The sequence below is a fragment of the Actinosynnema sp. NPDC037264 genome (genome assembly GCF_055603705.1).
Genome location: NZ_JBVJVK010000025.1, coordinates 43,319 through 65,819, shown reverse-complemented (window position 1 = coordinate 65,819; position 22,501 = coordinate 43,319). Strand labels below are relative to the sequence as shown.

Below are 22,501 nucleotides of genomic sequence, written 5' to 3'. Positions count from 1 at the left end.
GATCGGAAACCCGATGCGTGGTCGACGGAAGCGCTATGCGCCGGTAGCCGGGCCGTGCGGAACCGAGGTACGTTCGGGTCGTCCTTTCTCCGCCGCCGGGGAACAACTGCGCGACGTTGCGGTGGTCGCGGGCCGCATTGCTTTCGTCCGGGAACCGTCTCGAATTCTCGCGAGCGGAACAGGGTGACCCGATGGGTGGGGAAATGTCTCGTGGGGACGACCGGATCGCGATCGTCGGAATGTCCTGCCGGTTGCCCGGCGCGCCGGACACCGCGGCGTTCTGGCGGCTGCTGCGCGACGGCCTGGACGCGATCACCCCGCCGCCGCCCGGCCGGGCGGGCGACCTGCCCGCGGGCTTCCTGGACCGGGTCGACGCCTTCGACGCGGCCTTCTTCGGCGTCTCGCCCCGCGAGGCCGCCGCGATGGACCCGCAGCAGCGGCTGGCCCTGGAGCTGGCGTGGGAAGCCCTGGAGGACGCGCGGATCGTCCCCGGCACGCTCACCGGTGGCCGCACGGGCGTGTTCATCGGCGCGACCTGGGACGACTACACCACGCTGAGCTACCCGGCCCACGTCACCCCGCACACGATGACCGGCACGAACCGGGGCGTCATCGCCAACCGCGTGTCGCACTTCCTCGGCGTGCGCGGGCCGAGCCTGACCGTGGACGCGGCGCAGTCGTCCGCGCTGGTCGCGGTGCACCTGGCGGCCGAGAGCCTGCGGCGCGGCGAGACGGCGCTCGCCCTGGCGGGCGGGGTGAACCTCAACCTCGCCGCCGGTCGCGAGACGAGCGGGATCGAGTTCGGCGGGCTGTCACCGGACGGTCGCAGCCACACCTTCGACGCCCGCGCCAACGGGTTCGCCCGCGGCGAGGGCGGCGGCGTGGTCGTGCTCAAGCCGCTGGCCAGGGCGCTCGCGGACGGCGACCCGGTGCACGCGGTGATCCTCGGCAGCGCGGTGAACAACGACGGACCGACCCGCAGCCTGACCACGCCGAGCGCCGACGCCCAGGCCCAGGTCATCGCCGACGCCCTGGCCGGCGCGGACGTCCGCCCCGACGACGTGCAGTACGTCGAGCTGCACGGCACCGGCACCCCGGTCGGCGACCCGGTCGAAGCCGCGGGCCTCGGCGCCGCGCACGCCGGGCGCACCACCGAGCTGCTCGTCGGCTCGGCGAAGACCAACGTCGGCCACCTGGAGGGGGCGGCGGGCATCGTCGGCCTGCTCAAGACCGTGCTGAGCATCCGCCACCGCGCCCTGCCCGCAAGCCTGAACCACGTCACGCCCAACCCCGACATCCCGTTCGACGCGCTGAAGCTGCGGGTCCAGACCGAGCTGACCCCGTGGCCGCGCGCCGACCGGCCGTTGATCGCGGGCGTGTCGGCCTTCGGCATGGGCGGCACGAACGCGCACGTGGTCCTCGCCCAACCCCCGGACCGGGAGCGGGCCGAGTCCGGACCGGCGTCGGGCGTGGTGCCGTGGGTGCTGTCGGGCCGCACCGAGCAGGCGCTGCGGGCGCAGGCCGGGCGACTGCGCGACCACCTCGCCGCCCACCCCGACCTGACGTCCGCCGAGGTCGGCCACGCGTTGGCGACCACCCGCACGCATTTCGCGCACCGCGCCGTGCTCCTCGGCCGAGCACCGCTCAATGCGCTCGCCGAGGGCCGCCCGGCGCCGGACCTGGTCACCGGCCGGGCCGCCGACCTGGGCCGGACCGCGTTCGTCTTCCCCGGTCAGGGCGCGCAGTGGGTCGGCATGGGCCGCGAGCTGTACGCGACCGAGCCGGTGTTCCGCGAGCGCATCGACGCCTGCGCCGCCGCGCTCGCGCCCCACACCGACTGGTCGCTGGTGGACGTCCTGCACGGCGACGCGCTGGACCGGGTCGACGTGGTGCAGCCGGCGCTCTTCTCGGCGATGGTGTCGCTGGCCGCGCTGTGGCGCTCCCACGGCGTGGAACCGGACGCGGTGGTCGGCCATTCCCAAGGCGAAATCGCCGCCGCGCACGTGGCCGGCGCATTGTCGTTGGCCGACGCGGCGCGCGTCGTGGCATTGCGCAGCCGCGCGCTGGTCTCATTGGCCGGACAGGGCGGAATGATTTCCGTCACACTTCCGGTCGATGAGGCCGAGCAATTCGTGGCGCGGTGGAATGGTCAGTTGACAGTTGCGGTGGTAAATGCGCCCGGCTCGGTCGTGGTGTCCGGCACGCCCGCCGCGCTGGCCGAGTTGTCGGCGGCGTGCGAGGCGGCCGGCATTCGGGCGCGCGCCATTCCGGTGGATTACGCCGCCCATTCGGCGCAGGTGTCCGCCATTCGGCGACGGCTGCTGGACGACCTCGCCGACGTGCGACCGCGGCGCGGCGACGTGCCGTTCTACTCGGCGGTCACCGGCGGGCCGCTCGACACCGCCGGCCTCGACGCCGACTACTGGTACCGCAACCTGCGCGAGCCGGTCCGCTTCGACCTGGCCACCGCCGCGCTGGCCGCCGACGGCCACGACGTGCTCGTCGAGGTGAGCCCGCACCCGGTGCTGGCGCCGACCCTGGACGTCCCGGTGGCCACCGGCACCCTCCGCCGCGACGAGGGCGGCCGGGCGGAGTTCCTGGCCGCGTTGGGCCGGGTGTTCGTGGCGGGCGGGCACGTCGACTTCACGCCCGCGTTCCCGGCGGGGGTGGAGCCTGCCGACCTGCCGACCTACGCGTTCCAACGCCGGCGGCACTGGCTCGGCGACGTCACGCCCGAAGCGCCGGCCGGACCGACCGCCGATCCGGCCGACCAGGTCACCGCCGCCATCGCCGCGGTCCTCGGGCACGCCGACGCGGCCGAGATCGACCCGACGCTGACGTTCAAGGACCTGGGTTTCGACTCCGTGATGGGTGTCGCGCTGCGCGACCGCATCAACAGCGCGCTCGGCCTGCGGCTGCCGTCCGGCCTGATCTACGACTACCCGACGCCCGCGGAACTGGTGGCGCACCTGGGTGACGGTGTCGCGGACGTGCCGGACGTCGTGGCGGCGGTGGACGACGACCCGATCGTCATCGTGGGGATGGGGTGCCGGTTCCCCGGCGGCGTGGCGTCGCCGGACGACCTGTGGCGCCTGGTCACCGCCGAGGTGGACGCGATCGGCGACTTCCCGGCCGACCGCGGCTGGGACCTCGCCCGGCTGCACGACCCGGAGCTGCGCAGCGGCGGCACGAGCGCCGTGGCCAAGGGCGGGTTCCTGGCCGACGCGGGCGGGTTCGACGCCGCGTTCTTCGGGATCTCGCCGCGCGAGGCCGTGGCGATGGACCCGCAGCAGCGCCTGGTGCTGGAGACGGCGTGGGAGACGTTCGAGCACGCGGGCATCGACCCGACCTCGTTGCACGGCAGCCGCACCGGCGTGTTCACCGGCATCTGGTCCTCCGGGTACGCGGTCGGCGCGCCGGTGCCCGAGGACGTCGAGGGCTACCTGGTCACCGGCACGGCGACGAGCGTGACGTCCGGCCGCGTCGCCTACCACCTGGGTCTGCGCGGACCGGCGCTGTCGATCGACACCGCGTGCTCGTCGTCCCTGGTGGCGATCCACCTGGCGGCGCAGGCGCTGCGGGCCGGCGAGTGCGACCTGGCGTTGGCCGGTGGCGTGACGGTGATGGCGACGCCGGTCATCTTCACCGAGTTCTCGCGGCAGCGCGGGCTCGCGCCGGACGGCCGCAGCAAGCCGTTCTCCGCTTCCGCCGACGGCACGAGCTGGGGCGAGGGCGCGGGTCTGGTGCTGATGGAGCGGTTGTCGGACGCGCGTCGGCGTGGTCATCGGGTGTTGGCGGTGGTGGCCGGTTCGGCGGTGAACCAGGACGGTGCGTCGAACGGGTTGACCGCGCCGAACGGGCCGTCTCAGGAACGCGTGATCCGGCAGGCACTGGCGAACGCCGGGCTGGCACCGTCCGATGTGGACGCGGTGGAGGCGCACGGGACTGGTACGACGTTGGGTGATCCGATCGAGGCGCAGGCGCTTCTGGCGACTTATGGTCAGGATCGTTCGGTGCCGTTGTGGTTGGGTTCGGTGAAGTCGAACATCGGCCACACGCAAGCCGCGGCGGGTGTCGCGGGTGTGATCAAGATGGTGATGGCCTTGCGGCACGGTGTGCTGCCGCGGACGTTGCACGTGGACGAGCCGACGCCGCACGTGGACTGGACGGCCGGCGACATCCGGCTCCTCACCGAGTCCGCCACCTGGCCCGACACCGAACGTCCCCGGCGCGCGGCCGTCTCGGCGTTCGGGATCAGCGGCACGAACGCCCACCTCGTGCTCCAGCAGGCGCCGGACGCCGTCGTGCCGCGGGTCGGCGAAGTCCGGACGGTGCCGTGGCTGGTGAGCGCGAAGACCGAGGCGGCACTGCACGCCCAGGTCGAACGGCTGCGCGAGCACGCGCTCACGCACCCGGACGTGCCGGTCGCCGCGATCGCCGGTGAGCTGGCCACCCGTGCCCGGTTCCGCCACCGCGCCGTGCTGGTCGGCGCGGATCGGGCCGAACTGCTCGCTGCCCCGCCACCGCCCGCCACGCCGGCCACCACCGGCGACCTGGTGTTCGTGTTCCCGGGTCAGGGCGCGCAGTGGGTCGGCATGGGCCGTGACCTGTATGCGTCGGAGCCGGTGTTCCGGGATGCGGTCGACGCGTGCGAGAGGGCGCTCGCGCCGCACGTCGACTGGTCGTTGGTCGAGGTGTTGAACGGCGGGGCGCTGGACCGGGTGGATGTGGTGCAGCCCGCGTTGTTCGCGGTGATGGTGTCGTTGGCCGCGCTGTGGCGGTCGTTCGGTGTCGAGCCGGCCGCGGTGGTGGGGCACTCGCAGGGTGAGATCGCGGCGGCGCAGGTCGCCGGGGCGCTGTCGTTGGAGGACGCGGCGCGGGTGGTTGCGTTGCGCAGCAAGGCTTTGGTCGCGATCTCCGGTCTCGGCGGCATGGTGTCGGTGTCGTTGCCGCCGGATTCCGGGTTGTTGTCACACTGGGGTGATCGGCTGACGGTCGCCGTGGTGAACTCGGCGTCCACGGTGGTCGTGTCGGGTGAACCGGGCGCGTTGGACGAGCTGCTGGAGCTGTGTGAACGGGAGGGCGTGCACGCCCGGCGGATCCCGGTGGACTACGCGGCGCACTCGACACAGGTGGAGGCGGTTCGGGAGCGGTTGCTCGCCGACCTCGCGGACATCGGCCCGCGGCCGGCGCGGATCCCGTTCTACTCCACGGTGACCGAGGGGCTGGTCGGGACCGTCGATGCCGGGTACTGGTACCGGAACCTGCGGGAGCCGGTGCGGTTCGACCGTGCCGTCCAGGCGTTGACGGACGCCGGGCACGACGTGTTCGTGGAGGTCAGCCCGCACCCGGTGCTGGTGCCCACCCTGGACGTCACGGTCGCCACCGGCACGCTGCGCCGAGACCGGGGCGGGCCCGGGGAGTTCCTCGCGGCGGCCGGCCGGCTGTTCGTCGCGGGCGTGGACGTCGACTGGACTCCCGCGCTGCCGCCGGCCGGTCGCGCGGACGTGCCGACCTACGCCTTCCAGCACGAGCCGTACTGGCTCACGTCCACCGCGCCCACCGCGGACCCGTGGCGGTACGAGGTCACGTGGACGCCCGTCACGCCCACCTCGGCTCCGGCCGGGCGGTGGCTGGTGCTGCGGCCCGACGGCGGGCACCCGTGGGTCGACGCGGCGGTGGAGGCGTTGCGGGACAGCGGCGTCGAGGTGGTCGAGACGGCGCAGCGGGTCGACGGCGTGCTGTCGTTCCTGGCGCTGGACGAGTCGCCGCACCCGGACCACCCGGCCGTGCCGGTCGGCCTGGCGCGGACGTTGGCCGCCGTGCGGGACCTCGACGCCCCGCTGTGGTGCGTGACGAGCGGCGCGTTCGACGATCGCCCGCGACAGGCGCTGGTGTGGGGACTGGGCACGTCGGCCGCGCTGGAGTTCCCCGACCGGTGGGGCGGGCTCGTCGACGTCCCGGCGACCCCGGACGCGTCGGGCGTGCGCCGCCTGCTCGCCGCGATCGTCGGACGGGAAGACCAGGTGTCGATCCGCGCCGAGGGCGTCTTCGCGCGCAGGCTGCGCCGGGCCCGGCCCACCCCGGCGGTCCGGGCGTGGCGGCCCGAGGGCACCACCCTGATCACCGGCGGCACGGGCGCGCTCGGCGCTCAGGTGGCCCGCTGGCTCGCCGGCCAGGGCGCCGAGCACGTGGTGCTGGTCAGCCGCGGCGGGCCGGACGCCCCCGGCGCGACCGGGCTGCGCGACGAGCTGGCCGCCGCCGGCACGCGGGTCACGGTGGCCGCGTGCGACGTGGCGGACCGGGCGGCGCTGGCGGCGTTGCTGGACGAGGTCGGCGACGTGCGGTCGGTGTTCCACGCGGCAGGCGTGATCAGGTCCGGTCGGCTGGCCGACGACGACGTGGCCGGTTTCGCCGACGTGATCACCGCCAAGGTCGCCGGTGCGACGCACCTGGCCGACCTGCTGCCCGACCTCGACGCGTTCGTGCTGTTCTCGTCGACGGCCGGCGTCTGGGGCGACGGGCACGGCGCGGCCTACGCGGCGGGCAACGCGTTCCTCGACGCCCTCGCCGCCCGGCACCGCGCCGAGGGCCGGGCGACCACGTCGGTGGCCTGGGGCATCTGGGCCGAGGGCGGCATGGCCTCGCTGGAGTCCGTGCAGCGGCAGCGGCGGCTGCTCGGCCTGGGCGAGATGCCGTCCGGGCGTGCGCTGGCGGCGTTGCGCGACGTGCTCGACCAGGACGTGCCGCACGCCGTGGTCACCCCGGTCGACTGGGCGGAGTTCGCCCCCGCCTACACCCGCGCGCGGCCGAGCAGGCTGCTCGCCGACCTGCCCGAGGCCCAGGGCCGGGAGGAACCGGTCGAGCCGGGCGTGACGTCCGACGTCGACGTGCTCGACGTGGTCACCACCCACACGGCGGCCGTGCTGGGCCACGCCTCGCCGGAGGCCGTCGACACCCGGCGGGCGTTCCGGGAACTCGGCTTCGACTCGCTGACCGCCGTCGAACTGCGCAACCGCCTCACCACCGCCCTGGGCAGGCGGCTGCCGTCCACCGTGGTCTTCGACCACCCCACGCCCGAACGGCTCGCCGCACACCTGCGCGGTGAGCGCGCGGCTCGTGCCACCACGGCCGCGGCGGCGACCGACGAGCCGATCGCGATCGTCGGCATGGGCTGCCGGTTCCCCGGTGGCGTCGAGTCGCCGGACGACCTGTGGCGGTTGGTGTCCGAGGGCGTCGACGCCATCGGCGGGTTCCCCGAGAACCGGGGCTGGGACCTGGACGGCCTGTTCGACCCCACGTCGGCCCGGCCGCGCACGTCGTCCACCCGGCACGGCGGGTTCCTGACCGACGCGGGCGGGTTCGACGCGGGGTTCTTCGGGATCTCGCCGCGTGAGGCGTTGGCGATGGACCCGCAGCAGCGGGTGTTGCTGGAGACCGCGTGGGAGACCATCGAGCACGCTGGGATCGACCCGACGTCGTTGCAGGGCAGTCGGACGGGCGTGTTCACCGGCATCTGGTCCACCGGGTACGCCGCCGGGTCGATCCCGGACGACCTGGAGGGCTACCAGGTCACCGGGACGGCGACCAGCATCGGCTCCGGCCGGCTCTCCTACCTGCTCGGCCTGGTCGGCCCGGCGCTGTCGCTGGACACCGGGTGCTCGTCGTCGCTGGTCGCGCTGCACCTGGCCGCGCAGGCGCTGCGGTCGGGCGAGTGCGATCTCGCGCTGGCCGGCGGGGTCACGGTCAACGCCACGCCGTCGTTGTTCACCGAGATGTCCCGGCAGGGCGCGAGCGCGCCGGACGGCCGCAGCAAGTCCTTCGCCGCCGCCGCCGACGGCGCCGGGTGGGCCGAGGGCGCGGGCCTGCTGCTGGTGGAACGACTGTCCGACGCCCGGCGCAACGGCCACCACGTGCTGGCCGTCGTGCGGGGGACCGCCGTCAACCAGGACGGCGCGTCGAACGGGTTGACCGCGCCGAACGGGCCGTCCCAGGAGCAGGTGATCCGGCAGGCCTTGGCGAACGCCGGGCTGTCACCGTCCGATGTGGACGCGGTGGAAGCGCACGGCACGGGCACCACGCTGGGTGATCCGATCGAGGCGCAGGCGCTCCTGGCGACCTACGGCCGGGATCGGTCCGAACCCTTGTGGCTGGGGTCGGTGAAGTCGAACATCGGTCACACGCAGGCGGCGGCGGGCGCGGCCGGCTTGATCAAGATGGTGATGGCTCTGCGGCACGGCGTGCTGCCGAAGACGCTGCACGTGGACGAGCCGACGCCGCACGTGGACTGGGAGGCCGGGAACGTCCGGCTGCTGACCGAGTCCGTCGCCTGGCCCGACGCCGAACGCCCTCGGCGGGCGGCGGTGTCCGCGTTCGGCATCAGCGGCACGAACGCGCACACGATCATCGAGCAGGCTCCGGAGGACGCGCGGCCGGTGGAGGCCGAGCAGCTGTGGCTGCTGTCGGCCAAGACGCCGGACGCGCTGCGCGACCAGGCTCGGCGGCTGCGGGACTTCGTCGCCGAACACCCCGGGGACCACGACGAGATCGGACGCGTCCTGGCTGGTCGGGCGCGTTTTGATCATCGTGCGGTGGTGTCGGACCCGGCGGCCCTGGGCGCCTTGGCGGAGGGTCGTGAGCATCCCGGGTTGGTGACGGGCTCGGCGTCGGTGTTGGGCAAGTCGGTGTTCGTGTTCCCGGGTCAGGGTGCGCAGTGGGTCGGGATGGGGCGTGACCTCTACGCGTCCGAGCCGGTGTTCCGGGAGGCGGTGGACGCGTGTGAGCGGGCGTTGGCCCCGCACGTGGACTGGTCGTTGGTCGAGGTGTTGAGCGGTGGTGCGTTGGATCGCGTGGACGTGGTGCAGCCCGCGTTGTTCGCGATGATGGTGTCGTTGGCGGCGTTGTGGCGGTCTCGTGGCGTCGAGCCGGATGCGGTGGTGGGGCATTCGCAGGGTGAGATCGCGGCGGCGTACGTGGCCGGGGCGCTGTCGTTGGAGGACGCGGCGCGGGTGGTTGCGTTGCGCAGCAAGGCTTTGGTCGCGATCAGCGGTCGGGGCGGGATGGTGTCGGTGTCGTTGCCGCCGGACTCGGAGCTGTTGTCGGGGTGGGGTGCCAGGCTGAGCGTCGCGGTGGTGAACTCGGCGTCCGCGGTGGTGGTGTCGGGCGAGCCCGGTGCGTTGGACGAGCTGCTGGAGCTGTGCGAGCGGGAGGGCGTGCACGCCCGGCGGATCCCGGTGGACTACGCGGCGCACTCGGCCCAGGTCGAGGCGGTCCGGGAACGACTGCTCGCCGACCTGGCCGTCATCGACCCCGCACCGGCCCGGATCCCGTTCTACTCCACGGTGGCGGACGGCTTGGTGGAGACCGTCGATGCCGCCTACTGGTACCGGAACCTGCGTGAACCGGTGCGGTTCGACCGGGCGGTCGATGCGCTGACGCAGGCCGGGCATGACGTGTTCATCGAGGTGAGCCCGCATCCGGTGCTGGTGCCCACGTTGGACGTCAGGGTCGCCACCGGCACGCTCCGGCGCGACCGCAGCGACTTCCGCGGCGCCCTGGCCACCCTGGTCGTGCACGGCTACCCGCTGCCCAAGCCGACCGCGGGGCGGATCGCGCTGCCGACCTACCCGTTCCAGCGCACGCGCTACTGGCTCCTGCCGGGCACCGGCGGGCCCACGCTGGGCCACCCCTTGCTGGACGCGTCCGTGGACCTGCCGGACGACCAGGGCGCGGTGCTCACCGGCCGCCTCTCGACCCGGACGCACCCGTGGCTGGCCGACCACGCCGTCAACGGGGCGGTGCTGCTGCCCGGCACGGCGTTCGCGGAACTGGCCGGCGAAGCGGGACGGGCGCTGGGCTGCCCGGTCGTCGCGGACCTCGTGCTGCACGTGCCGCTCACCGTGACCGAACGCCCGGCGCACGTCCAGGTGTCCGTGGGCGCGCCCGACCACGCGGATCGCCGACCGGTCACCGTGCACTCCCGCGTCGACGGCGAGTGGGTCCGCCACGCCTCCGGCACGCTCGACCGCGCGCAGGCCGCGTCCACTTCGGCGTGGGAGCCCACGGGAGAACAGGTCGACCCGGACGGCTTCTACGACTACCTCGCCGACCTCGGTTACGCGTACGGCCCGGCGTTCCGAGGCGTGCGGGCGTTGTGGCGCGGTGACGACGAGCTGTTCGCCGAGGTCCAGGTGCCGGACGGCGCCAGGTTCGGCCTGCACCCGGCACTGCTCGACGCCGCGCTGCAACCGGTGATCCTGCTGCACCCGGACGACCGCCTCCGCCTGCCCTTCTCGTTCACCGGCATCGCCGTGCACACGACGGGCGTCTCGGCCGCCCGCGTCCACCTGTCCCGCACCGGCTCCGACACCTACGCGGTCAGGGTGACCGACCTCGCGGGCGCACCGGTGGCCACGATCGACGCGCTGACCGTGCGACCCGCAGCCGCACCGGCGACCACGCTGCTGCGCACCGAATGGGTGCCGGTGGTGGAGTCCGCCCCCGTGCCCGTCCGCCTCGCGCCGCTGCTCACCGGTTCGGCCGACCCCGAGTCCGTGCACGACCTCACCCGACGGGCGCTCGGCCTGGTGCAGGAGTTCCTGGCGACCGACGACCGGACGCGCCTGGTGGTGCCGACCCGGGCGGACGACCCGGCGGGGGCGGCGGTCCGGGGGTTGGTCCGCAGCGCCGCGGCCGAGCACCCCGGCCGGTTCGTGGCGGTGGAGCTGGACGGCGACGCGACGGTGGCGCGGGCGGCGGAGGCGGCGGCCGTGGCGGGCGACGAGGTGGAGCTGGCGATCCGCGGTGACGCGGTCCTGGCGCCCCGCCAGGTGTCGTCCACGTCGCGGCCGGCGTCGGTCGACGGTCCGTGGCGGCTGGTCGAGTCGGGTACCGGCAGCCTGGACGACCTCACGTTCGCCGAGGTGGCCGAGGTGCCGTTGGAGCCGGGCCAGGTGCGGCTCGGGGTGCGTGCGGCGGGGGTGAACTTCCGGGACGTGCTCGTCGCGTTGGGGATGTACCCGGACCCGGCGCTGTTGGGCGGCGAGGCGGCCGGGACGGTCCTCGAAGTCGGGCCGGGCGTCACGCGGTGGCGGGTGGGCGACCGGGTGCTCGGTCTCGCGTCCGGCACGTTCGGGCCGCGGGCGGTCGCCGACGGGCGGGTGCTCGCGCCGGTCCCGGACGGCTGGTCCTTCGCGCAGGCCGCAGCGGTGCCGGTGGCGTTCCTGACCGCGTGGCACGGGCTGGTGGACCTCGGTCGCGTCCGGCCGGGTGATCGGGTGTTGATCCACTCCGGCGCGGGTGGTGTCGGCACGGCCGCGATCCAGCTGGCGCGGCACCTGGGCGCGGAGGTGTTCGCGACGGCGAGTCCGGGCAAGTGGGACGTGTTGCGTGGCTTGGGTGTGGCCGATGACCACATCGCGTCGTCGCGGACGTTGGAGTTCGAGCAGCGGTTCCCGCGGGTGGACGTGGTGCTGAACTCGTTGGCCGGCGAGTTCACCGACGCGTCGTTGCGCCTGCTCGCGCCCGGTGGCCGGTTCGTGGAGATGGGCAAGACCGACGTCCGGGTCCTCGACGGCGTGGACTACCGGGCGTTCGACCTCAACGACGCCGATCCCGCCCACCTGGGTGACGTGCTGACCTCGGTGCTGGAGCTGTTCGATGCGGGCGTGCTCCGGTTGCCGCCCGTGGCCGGCCGGGACATCCGGCGCGCGGTGGACGTGTTCCGGCTGATGAGCCAGGCCGGGCACGTCGGCAAGCTGGTGCTCACCGTGCCCCGGCTCGCCGACGGCACGGTGCTGATCACCGGCGGCACGGGGACGCTCGGGCGGGCGCTGGCACGGCACCTGGTCACCCGGCACGGCGTGCGGCGGCTGGTGTTGGCGAGTCGCGGCGGTGGTGAGGCTCCGGAACTGGACGCCGACGTGCGCGTGGTCGCGTGTGACGTGTCGGACCGCGAGCAGGTCGCGGAGCTGGTGGCGTCGATTCCCGACCTGAACGCCGTGGTGCACGCGGCCGGGGTGCTGGACGACGCGGTGGTGCAGGGTCTCACCCCCGAACGGCTGGACCGCGTGCTGCGGCCCAAGGTGGACGGCGCCTGGCACCTGCACGAACTGACCGGCGACCTGGACGCGTTCGTGCTGTTCTCCGCCGCCGCGGGCGTCCTGGGCACGGCCGGACAGGCCAACTACGCCGCCGCCAACTCCTACCTGGACGCCCTGGCCCGGCACCGGCACGCCCTCGGCCTGCCGGCCGTCTCGATGGCCTGGGGCCACTGGGCCGAGGCGTCCGGCATGACCGCGCACCTCACCGCGACCGACAAGGAGCGCTTCGCCCGCGCCGGCATCGCGCCGATGACGACGGAGCACGCGCTGGCGCTGTTCGACGCGGCGCTCGCCGGCGGGCAGCCCGCGGTGACGACCGCCCAGTTGACGACCCGGGCACCTCGCGCGCTCCCGCCTCCCACCGCGCCCGACACCGACCTGCTGTCCCTCGTCACCACCCACACCACGGCCGTGCTCGGGCACACCGACGCGTCGGCGGTCAAGCCCCGGCTGGCGTTCCGCGATCTCGGGTTCGACTCGCTGACCGCCGTGGAGCTGCGCAACCGGCTCGCCACGGCGACCGGCCTCCGCCTGCCCGCGACCCTCGTCTTCGACCACCCGACACCCGAGGAACTGGTCGAACACCTGCGGTTGGAGCTGTCGGGCGCGCGTGCGGAGGTCGTCGCGCCGGTGGTGCGTGCGGTGGACGGCGACCCGATCGTGATCGTGGGTATGGGGTGTCGGTTGCCGGGTGGTGTGGAGTCGCCGGATGATTTGTGGCGGTTGGTGATGGATGGTGTGGACGCCATCACGGACTTCCCGACCGATCGTGGTTGGGACTTGGACCGGCTTTACCACCCGGACCCTGACCACCCAGGGACGAGCTACACCCGTTCCGGTGGATTTCTGACGGACGCGGCCGGGTTCGACGCGGACTTCTTCGGGATCTCGCCGCGTGAGGCGTTGGCGATGGACCCGCAGCAGCGGGTGTTGCTGGAGACCGCGTGGGAGACCATCGAGCACGCGGGCATCGACCCGACCTCGTTGCGGGGCAGCCAGACGGGGGTGTTCACCGGGCTGTGGTCCTCGGGGTACGGGGGCGTGGTCGAGCAGGCCCCGCGTGACGCCGAGGGCTACCTGGCGACCGGCATCTCACCGAGCGTCACGTCCGGTCGCGTCGCCTACCTGCTCGGGTTGCGCGGCCAGGCCGTGTCGGTGGACTCCGCGTGCTCGTCGTCGTTGGTGGCGATGCACTTGGCCGCGCAGGCGTTGCGGTCGGGTGAGTGCGACCTGGCGCTGGCCGGTGGCGTGACGGTGATCGTGAACCCGCTGGGGTTCACCGAGTTCTCGCGGCAGCGCGGGTTGGCGGCCGACGGTCGGTGCAAGCCGTTCTCCGCTTCCGCCGACGGCACGAGTTGGGGTGAGGGCGCGGGTCTGGTGCTGTTGGAACGCTTGTCGGACGCGCGCCGCAACGGTCACCGCGTGCTGGCGGTGCTGGCCGGTTCGGCGGTGAACCAGGACGGCGCGTCGAACGGCCTCACCGCGCCGAACGGGCCGTCCCAGGAACGGGTGATCCGGCAGGCGCTGGCGAATGCCGGCGTGCGTCCGTCCGAAGTGGACGCCGTTGAAGCGCACGGCACGGGCACCACGTTGGGTGATCCGATCGAGGCGCAGGCGCTTCTGGCGACTTACGGTCAGGATCGTTCGGTGCCGTTGTGGTTGGGTTCGGTGAAGTCGAACATCGGTCACACCCAGGCGGCTGCGGGTGTCGCGGGTGTGATCAAGATGGTGATGGCGTTGCGGCACGGTCGGTTGCCGCGGACGCTGCACGTGGACGAGCCGACCCCGCACGTGGACTGGACGGCGGGGGACATCCGGCTGCTGACGGACACCGTGCCGTGGCCGGCGGTCGGTCGTCCGCGTCGGGCGGGTGTGTCGTCGTTCGGTGTGAGCGGCACGAACGCCCACGTCATCATCGAGCAGGCGCCCGAGACCGACGCGGAGCCGGGTGGGGACGGCGGCCGGACGCCGTGGGTGATCACCGGCAAGTCCGAGCGGGCGTTGCGCGACCAGGCCCGCCGGTTGTCCCGGGCCGTCGGCGCGGCCGACGAGTCCGCCGTGGCCCGGGTGCTGGCCGGTCGGGCGCGTTTTGATCATCGTGCGGTGGTGTCGGACCCGGCTGGTCTGGGTGCGTTGGCGGAGGGTCGGGAGCATCCGGGGTTGGTGACGGGCTCGGCGTCGGTGTTGGGCAAGTCGGTGTTCGTGTTCCCCGGCCAAGGCGCGCAGTGGGTCGGGATGGGGCGTGACCTCTACGCGTCCGAGCCGGTGTTCCGCGAGGCGGTGGACGCGTGTGAGCGGGCGTTGGCGCCGCACGTCGAGTGGTCGTTGGTCGAGGTGTTGAGCGGCGGGTCGTTGGATCGCGTGGACGTGGTGCAGCCGGCGTTGTTCGCGGTGATGGTGTCGTTGGCGGCGTTGTGGCGGTCTCGCGGCGTCGAGCCGGACGCCGTGGTGGGGCATTCGCAGGGTGAGATCGCGGCGGCGTACGTGGCCGGGGCGCTGTCGTTGGAGGACGCGGCGCGGGTGGTTGCGTTGCGCAGCAAGGCTTTGGTGGCCATCAGCGGTCAAGGCGGGATGGTGTCGGTGACCCTGCCGCCGGACTCGGAGCTGCTGTCGCGGTGGGGTGACCGGCTGTCGGTCGCGGTGGTCAACGCGGCGGACTCCGTGGTCGTGTCGGGCGATCCGGCCGCGCTCGCCGAGCTCGTGGCGGCCTGCGAGGCCGACGACATCCGGGCCCGTGCCCTCCCGGTGGACTACGCGGCGCACTCGGCACAGGTGGAGGCGGTTCGGGAGCGGTTGCTCGCCGACCTCGCGGACATCGGCCCGCGGCCGGCGCGGATCCCGTTCTACTCGACCGTGACCGAAGGGCTGGTCGGGACCGTCGATGCCGCCTACTGGTACCGGAACCTGCGCGAGCCGGTGCGGTTCGACCGTGCCGTCCAGGCGTTGACGGACGCCGGGCACGACGTGTTCATCGAGGTCAGCCCGCACCCGGTGCTGGTGCCCGCGCTCGACGTCACGGTCGCCACCGGCACCCTGCGCCGTGACCAGGGCGACTTCACCACCGCCGCGGCACGGCTGTTCGTCGCCGGTGTGGACGTCGACTGGCCCCGGCCCGCCGCCGGTCACGTCGACCTGCCGACCTACCCGTTCCAGCACGACCGCTACTGGCTGGCTCCGGGGCCAGGGTCCGCGGACGTGACCGCGGCAGGTCTCGACTCTGCCGACCACCCGCTGCTCGGCGCGGCCGTGGACCTCGCGGCCGGGCACGGGGTCGTGCTCACCGGGCGGTTGTCGACGGCCACTCAGCCGTGGCTGGCCGATCACGCCATCCACGGGTCGGTGCTGCTGCCGGGCACCGGTTTCGTGGAACTCGCTCTCCGCGCGGGCGCCCAGGTCGGTCGGCCCGTGCTGGCCGAACTGCTGCTGGAAGCCCCACTGGTGCTGCCCGCGCAGGACGCCGTGCCGGTCCAGGTCGTGGTCGACGGCACGGCGGTCGCCATCCACTCCCGGCGCGGCGTCGAGTGGGTCCGGCACGCCACCGGCACGCTCGACGTCGACCCACCCGTGGCACGTCCGCTGGAGTGGCCGCCGGACGCCGAACGAGTCGACCTCACCGGCTTCTACGACGACCTCGCGGCCCAGGGCTACGAGTACGGCCCGGCGTTCGAGGGCGTGCGGGCGGTGTGGCGGCACGGCGACGAGCTGTACGCCGAGGTCGCCCTGGACGCCCGCGACGGCTTCGGCCTGCACCCCGCGTTGCTGGACGCCGCGTTGCAGCCGCTCACGCTGGTCGCGGCGGGTCGGCTGCCGTTCTCGTTCGCCGGCGTCGCCGTGCTGAAGACGGGGGTGACGGCGGCGCGCGTGCGCCTCACGCCGACCACTCCCGACACCTACCGGGTCCTGCTGACCACCGATGCGGGTGAGCCGGTGGCCGTGGTGGACGCGCTGACCGTGCGGCCGATGACGGCGGACTTCCAAACCCGGGACAACCGGGTGTTCCGCCTCGACTGGGTTCCGGTCACGCCCGCGTTCGAAGACACCGCCGTGCACCACGTGGTCAGCGCGCCGGGCGCCGATCCGGTGGCGGCCGCGCACACCCTGGTCGCCGGGACGGTGGCCGTCCTGCAGGACTTCCTGCGCACCTCGGAGGACGGGAAGCTCGCGATCGTCACGCGCGGCGCGGCCGGCCCGGGCGAGGTGACCGACCTCGCCGCCGCCGCGGTCTGGGGCTTGGTGCGGGCGGCCGAGGCCGAGCACCCCGGCCGGTTCGCCCTGGTCGACGTGGACCACGACGGCGAGGTCCGGGTGCCGGCCGACGAGTTCCAGGTGGTGGTCCGCGGCGACGCGGTGCTCGCGCCCCGGCTCGACCGGGCGCCGGGCTCACCGGGCGCGCTCGACCTGGACGGCACGGTGCTGATCACCGGCGGCACCGGCACGCTGGGCGTCCTGGTGGCCAGGCACCTCGTGGCCCGGCACGGCGCCCGGCGGCTGGTGCTGCTCGGCCGTCGTGGCGGTGAGGTGGAGATCGAGGGCGCGGACGTGTCGGTGGTCGCGTGCGACGTGACCGATCGGGCCGCGCTCGCCGACGTGCTCGCCACGATCCCCGACCTGTGCGCGGTCGTGCACGCGGCGGGCGTGCTGGACGACGCCGTGGTGACGTCGCTGACCCCCGAACGCGTGCACGACGTGCTGCGGCCCAAGGTGGACGCCGCGTGGCACCTGCACGAGCTGACCCGCGACCTGAAGGCGTTCGTGCTGTTCTCGTCGGCGGCCGGGGTGCTCGGCGGCGCGGGGCAGGGCAACTACGCCGCCGCCAACGCGTTCCTGGACGCCCTCGCCGGCCACCGGCACGCCCTGGGCCTGCCCGCCGTGTCGCTGGCGTGGGGGCAGTGGGAGCAGGCCAGCGGCCTGACCGGGCACCTCACCGAGGCCGATCAGCGTCGCCTGGAGCGGTCCGGGATCGTGCCGATGTCGACCGAGCACGCGTTGGCGCTGTTCGACGTGGCGCTGGCCGACGGCGCGCCCGCGGTGGTGCCCGCTCGGCTCGACCTCACCGCGCCGTCGTTGCGCGGGTTGACGCGGCGGGCGCGGCGGATCGCCGACACCGACTTGGCGCGGCGGCTCGCGTCGTTGCCCGAGGCCGAGCAGCACACCGTCGTGCTCGACCTGGTCGGCACGCACACCGCCGTGGTGCTGGGCCGCACGGACGGGGTCGCGCCGAACCGGGCGTTCCGGGATCTCGGGTTCGACTCGTTGACGGCGGTGGAGCTGCGCAACCGGCTGGCCGCCGCGCTGGGCGTGAAGCTGCCCGCCACGCTGACGTTCGACCACCCGACGCCGTCCGCGCTCGCCACCCACCTGCGGGGGCTGCTGCTCGGCCGGGAACGGCGTGCCGTCGCGCCCGTCGCCGTGGCCGCCGCGGATGACCCGATCGTGGTGGTCGGGATGGCGTGCCGGTACCCGGGCGGTGTCGGTTCGGCGGCGGACCTGTGGCGGCTGGTCACCGACGGCGTCGACGCGATCGGCGACTTCCCGGGCGACCGCGGGTGGGACCTCGACCGGCTCTACGACCCGGCGGGCGGGCCCGGCACCAGCTACACGCGTTCGGGTGGATTCCTCCGTGACGCGGCCGGGTTCGACGCGGGGTTCTTCGGGATCTCGCCGCGTGAGGCGTTGGCGATGGATCCGCAGCAGCGGGTCTTGCTGGAGACGGCGTGGGAGGCGTTCGAGCACGCGGGGATCGACCCGACGTCGTTGCGGGGCAGCCGGACGGGCGTGTTCACCGGCATCTGGTCGTCCGGGTACGGCGCCGGGGCGCAGCCGCCCGACCTGGAGGGCTACCTGTCGACCGGCACGGCGACGAGCGTGACGTCCGGGCGGGTGTCGTACCTGTTGGGCTTGGAAGGTCCGGCGGTGTCGGTGGACACGGCGTGCTCGTCGTCGCTGGTGGCGATGCACCTGGCCGCGCAGGCGCTGCGGTCGGGGGAGTGCACGCTGGCGCTGGCCGGTGGTGTGACGGTGATGGCGACGCCGTCCGGGTTCGTGGAGTTCTCCCGGCAGCGCGGTCTGGCGGCGGACGGGCGGATCAAGTCGTTCGCGGACGCGGCCGACGGCACGAGCTGGTCCGAGGGCGCCGGTCTGGTGCTGCTGGAGCGGTTGTCGGACGCGCGTCGGCGTGGTCACCAGGTGTTGGCGGTGGTGGCGGGTTCGGCGGTGAACCAGGATGGTGCGTCGAATGGGTTGACGGCGCCGAATGGTCCGTCTCAGGAGCGGGTGATTCGGCAGGCGTTGGTGAACGCGGGGTTGTCTGCGTCCGATGTGGATGTTGTTGAGGCGCATGGGACTGGTACGACGTTGGGTGATCCGATCGAGGCGCAGGCGCTTCTGGCGACTTACGGTCAGGATCGTTCGGTGCCGTTGTGGTTGGGTTCGGTGAAGTCGAACATCGGTCACACGCAGGCGGCGGCCGGCATCGCGGGCGTGATCAAGATGATCATGGCGATGCGGCACGGCGTGCTGCCCCGGACGCTGCACGTCGACCGGCCCACCACGCACGTGGACTGGGAGACCGGTGACGTCCGGCTCCTCACCGAGGCCACGCCCTGGCCCGACGTCGACCGGCCGCGTCGTGCGGGTGTGTCGTCCTTCGGGATCAGCGGGACGAACGCGCACCTGATCCTCGAACACGTGCCCGCCGAGCCGGTCGAGGCGCCGGAGGCCGTGCCGTGGTTGTTGTCGGCGAGGTCGCCGGAGGCGTTGCGGGCGCAGGCACGGCGGCTGCGTGGGTTCGCGGAGGACCCGGCGGTCGGCGCCGCCCTGGCCACGCGGGCTCGGCTGCCCTACCGCGCCGCGCTCACCGATCCGGCCACGCTCGCGGCGGATCTCGACGCGCTCGCCGGAGGCGACGTGCCGATCGGTGAGGCCGTGCCCGGCAAGACGGCGTTCGTGTTCTCGGGTCAGGGTTCGCAGTGGCGGGGTATGGGTCGGCGTCTCTATGACGCCTATCCGGTGTTCGCGGCGACGTTGGACGACGTTTGTGGGCGGCTGGGGTTGTCGTTCTGGGATGTCGATGTGGATCAGACGGGGTTTGCGCAGCCGGCGTTGTTCGCGGTCGAGGTGGCGTTGTTCCGGTTGGTGGAGTCGTTGGGTGTGCGGCCTGATTATCTGATCGGGCATTCGGTGGGTGAGATCGCTGCCGCGCATGTTGCGGGTGTGTTGAGTTTGGATGATGCGTGCACGTTGGTGTTGGCGCGGGGTCGTTTGATGCAGGAGTTGCCGCCGGGTGGGGCGATGGTGTCGATCCGGGCTGCCGCGGCGGAGGTGGCGGAGACGCTGCCCGAGGGTGTCGAGATCGCGGCCGTCAACGGGCCCGAGGCGGTGGTGATCTCGGGTGACGAGGACGCGGTCTTGGAGGTCGCGGACTTGTGGGAGACCTTGGGTCACGAGACGCGGCGGCTGGCGGTGAGCCACGCGTTCCACTCGGCTCACATGGACCCGATGCTGGCGGAGTTCGCGCGGGTGGTGGAGGGGTTGTCGTTCGGTTATCCACAGATCCCGATTGTGTCGACTGTGTTGTCGGACCGTTCGGGTAGCGTTGAAAACAGGGATCCCCTGGGCGGGGACCCTTCCGCAGGCACGGTGTTTGATGTGGGCGGGGACCCTTCCGCAGGCACGGTGTTCGACGCTGGGTATTGGGTGCGTCAGGTGCGGGGGTCGGTGAGGTTTGCCGATGGTGTGGAGTGGTTGCGTGCCCATGGTGTGACGGCGTTGTTGGAGGTCGGGCCGCATCCCACGTTGGTGCCGAATGGGGTGATGAGGCGGGGTCACGACGAGCCCGAACGGGTGCTCGCCGCGCTCGGCAAGCTGTGGGTGGCCGGTGCCGAATGGACCCTGCCGACCGCGCACGTCGAGTTGCCCACCTACGCGTTCCAGCGCGAGCGGTTCTGGTTGGTGCCCGCGGCGTCGACGGACGTCACGGGCGCCGGGCTCGCCGCGGTCGACCACCCGTTGTTGGGCGCGGTGGTGGAGTTGGCGGACGACCAGGGCGTGGTGGTGACCGGGCAGCTGTCCCCGGCCGCCCAGCCCTGGCTCGCGGAGCACACCGTGCTCGGTTCCGCGCTGCTGCCGGGTGCCGCGTTCGTGGAACTGGCGTTGCGGGCGGGTGGTCAGGTCGACTGCCCGGCGGTCGAGGAGTTGGCGCTGGAGGCGCCGCTGGTGCTCGCCGGGGCGGTCGACGTGCGGGTCACGGTCGGCGCGCCCGACGAGGCCGGACGACGTGCGGTCGCGATCCACTCCAGGTCGGACGGCGACTGGCTGCGGCACGCCACCGGTGTGCTCGGCGCCGGCGCGGCCCCCGTGCCGTGGACGGAGCCGGACACCGAACCGGTCGACCTGACCGGCTTCTACGACACCCTGGCCGACGCCGGCTTCGAGTACGGCCCGACGTTCCAGGGCCTGCACGCCGTTCGGCGGCACGGTGACGACCTCTACGCCGACGTCCGGCTCGCCGCCGCCGACGGCGACCGGTTCACCCTGCACCCCGCGCTGCTGGACGCCGCGCTGCAAGCCGTCACGATCGCCGACGACCGCGCCAAGGTGCCGTTCTCGTTCACCGGCGTCACGGTCTGGTCGACCGGTCGCACCTCGGCACGCGTGAAGCTCACCGCCACCGGACCCGAGACCTACCGGGTCGGCCTGGTCGGCCCGGCCGGCGAACCGATCGCGGCCATCGAGTCGCTGACCCTGCGCGCCCCGCAGTCGGCACCTCGCCGGCAGTCCCTCTACCGGGTCGCCTGGCACGGAACGGACGCCGCCGCCGGACCCGCCGGGCGAACCGACCGGCTCCACCACGCCACCGACCCGGTCGAGACCCTGGGTGTGGTGCAGGAGTTCCTGGCCGCCGCCGCCGACGACGACGGCTCGGCCCGGCTCGTCGTGGTGACGCGCGGCGCGGTGTCGGTGCGGGGCGAGGACGTGACCGACCTCCGGGCCGCCGCCGTGTGGGGCCTGGTCCGCTCCGCCGCCTCCGAGCACCCCGGGCGGTTCGTGCTGGTCGACACGGACGGGCCGGCAGTCGTGGCCGGCGACGAGCCGCAGCTGGCCGTCCGAGCCGGCCGCGTCCACGTGCCCAGCCTGGAACGCGCGGAGTTCGCGCCGCTGCCGTCCACCCTCGGCCCGGACGGCACGGTGCTGATCACCGGCGGCACGGGCGTGCTCGGCGCCGCGGTCGCCCGTCACCTGGTCGCCGCCCACGGCGTCACGCGGCTGGTCCTGGTCAGCCGACGCGGGCCCGCCGCGCCCGGCGTCGCCGACCTGCTCGCGGACCTCGCCGGGGCCGACGTCACGGTCGTCGCCTGCGACGTGGCCGACCGCGACGCCGTGGCGAGGCTGCTGGCCGAGCACCCCGTCACGTCGGTCGTGCACACGGCCGGTGTGCTGGACGACGCCGTCGTGCAGTCGCTGGACGCCGAGCGGTTCGCCGCGGTCTGGGAGCCCAAGGCCGCCGCCGCGCTGCACCTGCACGAGCTGGCCGGCGACCTGGAGGCGTTCGTCCTGTTCTCCTCGGCCGCGGGCGTGCTGGGCGGGCCGGGGCAGGCCAACTACGCCGCCGCGAACACCTTCCTCGACGCCCTGGCCACCCACCGGCACGCCAACGGCCTGCCCGCCGTGTCCCTGGCCTGGGGACCGTGGGCGCGGACCAGCGGCATGACGGGCAAGCTCACCGACGCCGACCGGCGCCGGGTGGCGAAGGCGGGCGTGCTCCCGATGGCGACCGACGAGGCCCTGGCCCTGTTCGACGCCGCCCTCACCGCGGGCGAACCGGTGCTGGCGCCGGTCCGACTCGACCGCCGCGCGGCGGACCGGTCGCTGGTCCGGACCCGCCCGACCGCCCCGCCCCGGGTCGAGCCGACGCACGACGTGCTGGCCCTGGTCCGGCGCGCCGCGGCCCAGGTGCTCGGCCACGCGTCCACCGACGCCGTCGGCCCGCACCGGGCGTTCAAGGACCTCGGGTTCGACTCGCTGACCGCCGTGGAGCTGCGCAACCAGCTCGACGCGGCGACCGGGCTGCGCCTGCCCGCCACGCTCACCTTCGACCACCCGACGCCCGCCCGGCTCGCCGAGCACCTGCGGGAACGGCTGGCCGCGAGCGCGCCCGACCCGCTGCTGGCCGAGCTCGACCAACTGAAGTCCACTTTGGACCGGACCGAGGACGCCGACCACGACGCCATCGCCGCACGACTGGAGGCGCTGCTGGCGTCGTGGACCGCCAAACGCACCAAGCCCGAGGACGACCTGGACGACGCCACCGACAGCGAGCTGTTCAGCATCCTCGACGACGAGCACCGCAGGACCCAGGTCATCCGATCGGGCGAGCACCGCACCGCGGGGGAGTAGCTGTT

Annotated in this window: 1 protein-coding gene; it reads left to right on the top strand. The window is 73.7% G+C overall.

The annotated features are described in order from the left end of the window. The first annotated feature begins 203 nt into the window (after window positions 1-203). On the top strand, window positions 204-22,496 hold the full coding sequence (locus ACZ7GX_RS25340; protein WP_498780075.1) for an SDR family NAD(P)-dependent oxidoreductase: 22,293 nt from the start codon (window positions 204-206) through the stop codon (window positions 22,494-22,496). Window positions 22,497-22,501 lie beyond the last annotated feature (5 nt).